The following is a 6,157-nucleotide window of genomic DNA, read 5'->3' on the forward strand; positions in this document are numbered from 1 at the left end:
TAATAGGTGGATCCTTCACTACGTGGACCTTTACTCAACACGATGACTTTCGCATGTTCAGCTACTCGCAGGGCTAACGACAAGCCAGCTGCGCCACTTCCTACCACTAATACATCACACTGATGTTCACGGTTTGCGTTCATAAAACTTTTAAAATCCCGGTCTAAAGTAGAGTTGTATACTCTCGTTCTGATCCTGTAAGTATGTAATGCGCATGGGATGAGTTGCTATAATTGAACTCATTAAAACTCTAATTAATGCGCGATAAACATTTCATACACAGCAACCAATATATAATTGKGGGTCTTTGCCATTGCTTTTTATATGTGAGCCCCCCAACTTTAAGGAAGACTGATTTATTTATTACATCACATTGTGAAACAATAATGGCAAATAAATTGAGAAAGTTTTGAACTTTCCTAATTCCTCTGAGTCACAATAGTGCTCATGTAGGCGGTGGTGTCAATACTACATTACGCATAATTAGTGCCCATATCTGAGAAGGTAAGGGTTATAACAATAGGAGTACACGCTCGAATGAACGAGCAGCTAACCGATCAAGTATTGATTGAGCGAGTTCAGAGTGGAGATAAGCAAGCATTCAATTTGTTGGTGATTAAGTACCAAAACAAAGTTTGTAATCTTATTTCTCGATATGTGAATAATTCTGGTGATGTGCCTGATGTAGCGCAAGAGGCCTTTATAAAGGCTTATCGTGCAATTCCGAACTTTCGTGGTGAAAGTGCGTTTTATACATGGTTGTACCGTATCGCTGTGAATACCGCTAAAAATTATCTTGTTGCGCAAGGGCGTAGGCCGCCAGCAAGTGATGTTGATGCTGAAGACGCTGAATATTATGAAACAGGTAATGCTTTAAAAGAAATATCGAACCCTGAAAACTTAACGCTGTCAAAAGAATTGAAGCAGGTAGTTTTTGCGGCGATAGAAGCGTTACCTGAAGACTTAAAGACTGCAATGACTTTGCGAGAGCTGGATGGCTTAAGTTATGAAGAAATTGCAGATGTGATGGATTGCCCTGTCGGAACGGTACGTTCGCGTATTTTCCGTGCTCGTGAGGCGGTGGAAAAGAAAATTAAACCTCTTTTACAACGCTAATACTTGTAATAAATATGGTGAAAATAATGGCTGATAAACAAAAGCTTTCGGCACTCATGGATGGTGAAATGATCGATAAAGCTCTCATTACAGAGTTAGAAAGCGATCAAGAAAGCATGGATACCTGGCAGAACTACCATTTGATTGGTGATGCGATGCGAGGCGAAGCGCCAGAATCGACAGATTGGAATATTGCAGGCAGTGTTGCTGCAGCACTGGAGAACGAGCCTGCACACAGTGCTGTGTCTAACCTCCACCATCTGAAAACAGAACAAGCTGAAGTTAATTCTTCTCCTAAGCTTGAAGAGCAACCTAAACCGCGTGAAGCCAAACGACAGCTTCCTGCGTGGTTATCTCAGTTTGGGCAAGTTGCAATGGCTGCGTGTGTATCGCTTGCTGTTATTCTAGGTGTTCAGCAATACGGCGGAGGTCCGGCTGACTCTCAAGTTGACCAATTGCCAGTTTTGCAAACCATCCCTTTTTCTGGCTCTGCTGAACCTGTAAGCTTGACGCGTGAATCGGTTAAGAAGCCGATGTCAGAAAGCAATATCCAAGAACAACGTAAGCGTGTTCATGCATTGCTGCAAGATTATGAATTACAGCTAAGATTAAACAGTGATAATTCACAGTTTGATGAAGAGCGTCTTGAATCGGTAGTTGAATGAAAAAAATCCTGACCAGTGCTCTGGTGCTGTTCAGCTTGATTACTCCTAAAGCCTTTGCTGAAGAACCAACTGCAAAGGCTTTGTTGGATCAAATGAACGAAGCCAGTCAGCATTTGAACTATGAGCTGTCTTACATTCTCATTAAAAAAAATAGCATTGAGCCTTTGTTGTATCGTCACGCTTTAAGCGAAGACCAACAACTGGCGCACCTTGTGTATTTAAGTGGTCCTGTTCGTGAAGTGATCCGCCGTGACAACGAAGTGAGCTACATCGAACCAGGTATCGAACCATTTACGATTGAATCTGGCACCATGGTTGCGCCTGTTATCCCAATGCTTAATACCGATGTAGACTCCCTAGACCAATTCTACGATTACGTAAAAGTAGGACGCGCTCGCGAGGCTGGCACAGCGACACAAGTATTGCGTATCGTGCCAAAAGATGGCCTTCGTTATTCCTATGTATTGTGGATTGACGAAAAAAGTAAGCTGCCACTACGTGCCGATTTGTTGGATCGTGATGGAGAGGTACTAGAGCAATACAGAACAATTTCTTATGCCGTAAACTCTCGCCTTGCTGAAGTGATGGGTGGATTGCGCTCTGCTCAACTGCCTAAAGTATTATCTTTACCTGAGGGTGCGAAGGTAAGTGAGAGTGACTGGAATGTTTCCTGGACTCCCGATGGCTTTGAAGCCAAAGAGCTGAGCCGTTATCAAATGGCTGTGACTGACCGTATGGTTGAAAGTCAGCTGTTTAGTGATGGTTTGTTCAGTTTCTCTGTTTATGTTTCAGATAAAGATGAGCACTCACTTAAAGGGCAGTTAGTTCGCCAAGGGCGTCGCACTTTGCATAGCCTCATTTCTGGTGACAACGAAATATCCGTTGTCGGTGATATCCCTCCAGCAACAGCGCAGCGAATTGCACAGTCAGTGAAGTTTTCGACTGAGGTTACGTCACAATGATGACGGCGTTAGCTACGGTTAGTTCTGTAGAAACAAAAGGCTCGCAATTCTGGGTTAACTTGAGTTGTGAGCAACAAACTTCTTGCAGCAGTTGCTCTTCTCAAAAAAGTTGTGGTACGGGTATTGTTACTAAAGCCGTTGGTAATAAAGCGCTGCACTGGCACTTAAAAACGCAGAAAACCGTCAAGCAAGGACAAGTCGTTGAAATAGGCTTTCCTGAAAAAAGCCTACTGCAGTCGGCTGCAATTGTTTACCTTATTCCATTGTTTATGATGATGTTAGGGGCGGCGATAGGCCAACTGGTTTTAGCTCCTTGGTTAGTCCTCGGTGAAGGTGTCGCGATTTTATCTGCTGCGGTATTTACGGTTTTAGGTATTTTGCTTGCTAAGCGTTTAGCTCAGCCAATGGAGCAGCAATCTCAGCAGCAAGTCGTTCTTGTTCGGGTGCTCGGAGAGCCACTCACCTAATTTATGATGCGTATCGCAGCGAAATTGGGTAGAATCTGCCAACTTGATTGAAATGCCGTCACTAATCGCTTTTGTAGATTGGTACCAGAGCGGCTTTCTTATTATCCCTATTCAAAGAGTTTAGTCACACCAAGCCTATGAAGCACATTCGTAATTTCTCGATTATCGCCCACATCGACCACGGTAAGTCGACCCTTTCTGACCGCTTAATCCAAGTATGTGGTGGTTTAAGTGAACGTGAAATGGACGCACAAGTTCTCGACTCTATGGATATAGAACGTGAGCGCGGCATCACAATCAAAGCGCAAAGTGTGACTTTGGACTACACAGCTAAAGATGGCGAAACCTACCAGCTAAACTTCATCGATACTCCGGGACACGTAGACTTCTCATACGAAGTTTCTCGTTCTCTAGCTGCATGTGAAGGTGCACTACTTGTAGTCGATGCTGGCCAAGGCGTTGAAGCCCAAACTCTAGCAAACTGTTACACAGCGATCGAAATGGATCTGGAAGTTGTGCCAATCTTAAACAAGATTGACTTACCAGCTGCAGAACCAGAGCGCGTGTCTGAAGAAATCGAAGAGATCGTTGGTATCGACGCGATGGAAGCGACTCGTTGTTCAGCAAAAACAGGTGTTGGTGTTGAAGATGTATTAGAAAACATCGTAACGGCGATCCCACCTCCTGAAGGTGATCCTGAAGCGCCACTGCAAGCATTGATCATTGACTCATGGTTCGATAACTACCTTGGCGTTGTTTCTCTTGTACGTATCAAAAACGGCAAGCTGAAGAAAAATGACAAAATTAAAGTTATGTCGACAGGCCAAGTTTGGGGTGTTGACCGTTTAGGTATTTTCACGCCTAAGCAAATTGATACTACTGAGCTAAATACTGGTGAAGTAGGTTGGGTTGTTTGTGGTATTAAAGACATTCTAGGTGCACCAGTAGGTGATACGCTGACACTTGCAAAAGGTGGCAGCGAAGAACGTCTACCTGGTTTCCAGAAAGTGAAGCCGCAGGTATACGCAGGTCTATTCCCTGTATCGTCTGATGATTACGAAAACTTCCGTGATGCTCTAGGCAAACTAAGCCTAAACGATGCGTCACTGTTCTACGAACCAGAAAGTTCAGCAGCACTAGGTTTTGGTTTCCGTTGTGGCTTCTTAGGAATGCTTCACATGGAGATCATCCAAGAGCGTCTTGAGCGTGAATACGATCTAGACCTGATTACAACAGCACCGACAGTAGTGTATGAAGTTGTAAAAACGGATGGTGAAATTCTGTATGTTGATAGCCCTGCAAAATTGCCAGCGGTTAATGACTTAGAAGAGATTCGTGAGCCGATTGCTCGCTGTAACATCTTAGTACCATCAGATTACCTGGGTAACGTAATCACACTTTGTGTTGAGAAACGTGGTGTACAAGTTGATATGGTTTATCACGGCAACCAAGTAGCTGTGACCTATGACCTACCGATGGCTGAAGTTGTTCTAGATTTCTTTGACCGTTTAAAATCTACTTCTCGTGGTTATGCGTCATTAGATTACAACTTCCAATGCTATGAAGCGTCGAATATGGTTCGCGTTGACGTTCTGCTTAATGGCGAAACGGTTGATGCTCTTGCGATTATCACGCACAAAGATATTTCGCAGTCTCGTGGTCGTCTATTGGTTGAGAAAATGAAAGAGTTCATTCCTCGTCAAATGTTTGACATCGCGATTCAAGCTGCGATTGGTAACCACATCATCGCTCGTTCGACAGTGAAACAGTTACGTAAGAACGTAATCGCAAAATGTTACGGCGGCGATATCAGTCGTAAGAAGAAGCTTCTTAAGAAACAGAAAGAAGGTAAGAAGCGTATGAAGCAGATCGGTAACGTAGAACTGCCTCAAGAAGCGTTCCTTGCAATTCTTCACGTTGGTAAAGATTAAGTCTATTCGCAATAGATGAATAATAGAGAGTGAAAGAGTAGATACTGCTCTTTCACTTTCGTTATTTTTAAAGAAATGAAAATTTAAGGGATATAAATGGCTAATACATTTTCGCTTATTTTAGTGATCGTAACTTTGGTTACTGGCATCGTTTGGACATTAGAAAAGTTGGTGTGGGCAAAAAAACGCCAGCAAAAACTTGCTGATGTTGAAGCGCAAACTCATGGTTTAGATGTCGCGACCAGTGCGAAAGTTACTGCTCAGCCTTGGTGGGTTGAAAATAGTGTGTCCATTTTCCCAGTAATTGCGTTTGTTTTAGTTCTACGCTCATTCATTTATGAACCGTTTCAAATTCCATCTGGCTCTATGATGCCGACATTGCTGGTGGGTGACTTCATCTTAGTTGAGAAGTATGCCTACGGTCTTAAAGACCCAGTGTGGCGTACTCAGTTGGTTGAAACAGGTAAACCTGAACGTGGCGATTCTGTTGTATTTAAGTATCCACCAAAGCCAAACATTGACTACATCAAGCGTGTAGTTGGTTTGCCGGGTGATACCATTCGTTACAGCAGCCGTAAAGAAGTGTGTATTCAGTCTCCAGGCGAAAGCAGTTGTAAGCCAGTTAAGCTGAGTAACGTAGAAGAAAGTCAATTTGTTCAAGATGGCGTGCCTTTGATTCGACTGAACGAACAACTAGGCGAAGCAGAACATCAAATTTTAGTTAACCCACTACGTCGTGATCGTACTGATGCGTATCAACCTCGTAGCGGCGTTAATGAGTGGGTCGTTCCTGAAGGCCAGTACTTTGTGATGGGTGATAACCGTGATAATAGTGCTGACAGCCGTTACTGGGGATTTGTCCCTGAAGCAAACCTAGTAGGTAAAGCCGTTGCTATTTGGATCAGTTTCGAATTCGAACGCGATGCAAGCAGTGCGCTACCTTCTTGGATTCCAACTGGTGYGCGTTTCAACCGCATCGGTGGAATTAATTAATCGTACACATAACACATCGAGAG

Annotated in this window: 7 protein-coding genes; 6 read left to right on the plus strand and 1 reads right to left on the minus strand. The window is 43.6% G+C overall.

Features of this window, described 5'->3' with window-relative positions:
- The coding region (locus tag L4C33_RS18545; RefSeq protein ID WP_428813897.1) for an FAD-binding protein at positions 1 to 143 on the minus strand (143 nt) is incomplete at its 3' end.
- A gap of 394 nt (positions 144 to 537) precedes the next feature.
- Between L4C33_RS18545 and rpoE the strand changes: the two genes are divergently transcribed.
- From rpoE to lepB, 6 genes are all read left to right on the plus strand, one after another.
- Positions 538 to 1,116 (plus strand): RNA polymerase sigma factor RpoE, encoded by a 579-nt coding sequence (rpoE, locus tag L4C33_RS18550; protein WP_428813891.1) that lies wholly within the window; start codon positions 538 to 540, stop codon positions 1,114 to 1,116.
- A 26-nt stretch (positions 1,117 to 1,142) separates the two neighbouring features.
- Positions 1,143 to 1,781 (plus strand): RseA family anti-sigma factor, encoded by a 639-nt coding sequence (locus L4C33_RS18555; protein ID WP_428813892.1) that lies wholly within the window; start codon positions 1,143 to 1,145, stop codon positions 1,779 to 1,781.
- Positions 1,778 to 2,743 (plus strand): sigma-E factor regulatory protein RseB, encoded by a 966-nt coding sequence (gene rseB, locus L4C33_RS18560; RefSeq protein ID WP_428813893.1) that lies wholly within the window; start codon positions 1,778 to 1,780, stop codon positions 2,741 to 2,743. The genes L4C33_RS18555 and rseB overlap by 4 nt, the downstream gene beginning before the upstream one ends.
- Positions 2,740 to 3,210 carry a SoxR reducing system RseC family protein gene (locus L4C33_RS18565; protein WP_428813894.1) on the plus strand — a complete coding sequence of 157 codons (471 nt, stop codon included), beginning with the start codon at positions 2,740 to 2,742 and terminating at the stop codon, positions 3,208 to 3,210. Before rseB ends, L4C33_RS18565 begins: the two co-directional genes overlap by 4 nt.
- 137 nt (positions 3,211 to 3,347) lie before the next feature.
- Complete coding sequence (lepA, locus tag L4C33_RS18570; protein ID WP_428813895.1) at positions 3,348 to 5,141, plus strand: translation elongation factor 4; 1,794 nt, start codon at positions 3,348 to 3,350, stop codon at positions 5,139 to 5,141.
- Between the two features lie 96 nt (positions 5,142 to 5,237).
- The gene (gene lepB, locus L4C33_RS18575) at positions 5,238 to 6,134 is read left to right on the plus strand and encodes a signal peptidase I (protein WP_428813896.1); all 897 of its coding nucleotides are present in this window, start codon (positions 5,238 to 5,240) and stop codon (positions 6,132 to 6,134) included.
- Positions 6,135 to 6,157 lie beyond the last annotated feature (23 nt).

The sequence above is a fragment of the Vibrio makurazakiensis genome (genome assembly GCF_050337375.1).
GTDB classification, from domain to species: domain Bacteria; phylum Pseudomonadota; class Gammaproteobacteria; order Enterobacterales; family Vibrionaceae; genus Vibrio; species Vibrio makurazakiensis.

Bases quoted from the DNA above. Each gene is read 5' to 3' on its own strand.
- rpoE (WP_428813891.1), top strand. From the start codon at position 538: ATGAACGAGCAGCTAACCGATCAAGTATTGATTGAGCGAGTTCAGAGT.
- L4C33_RS18555 (WP_428813892.1), top strand. From the start codon at position 1,143: ATGGCTGATAAACAAAAGCTTTCGGCACTCATGGATGGTGAAATGATC.
- rseB (WP_428813893.1), top strand. From the start codon at position 1,778: ATGAAAAAAATCCTGACCAGTGCTCTGGTGCTGTTCAGCTTGATTACT.
- L4C33_RS18565 (WP_428813894.1), top strand. From the start codon at position 2,740: ATGATGACGGCGTTAGCTACGGTTAGTTCTGTAGAAACAAAAGGCTCG.
- lepA (WP_428813895.1), top strand. From the start codon at position 3,348: ATGAAGCACATTCGTAATTTCTCGATTATCGCCCACATCGACCACGGT.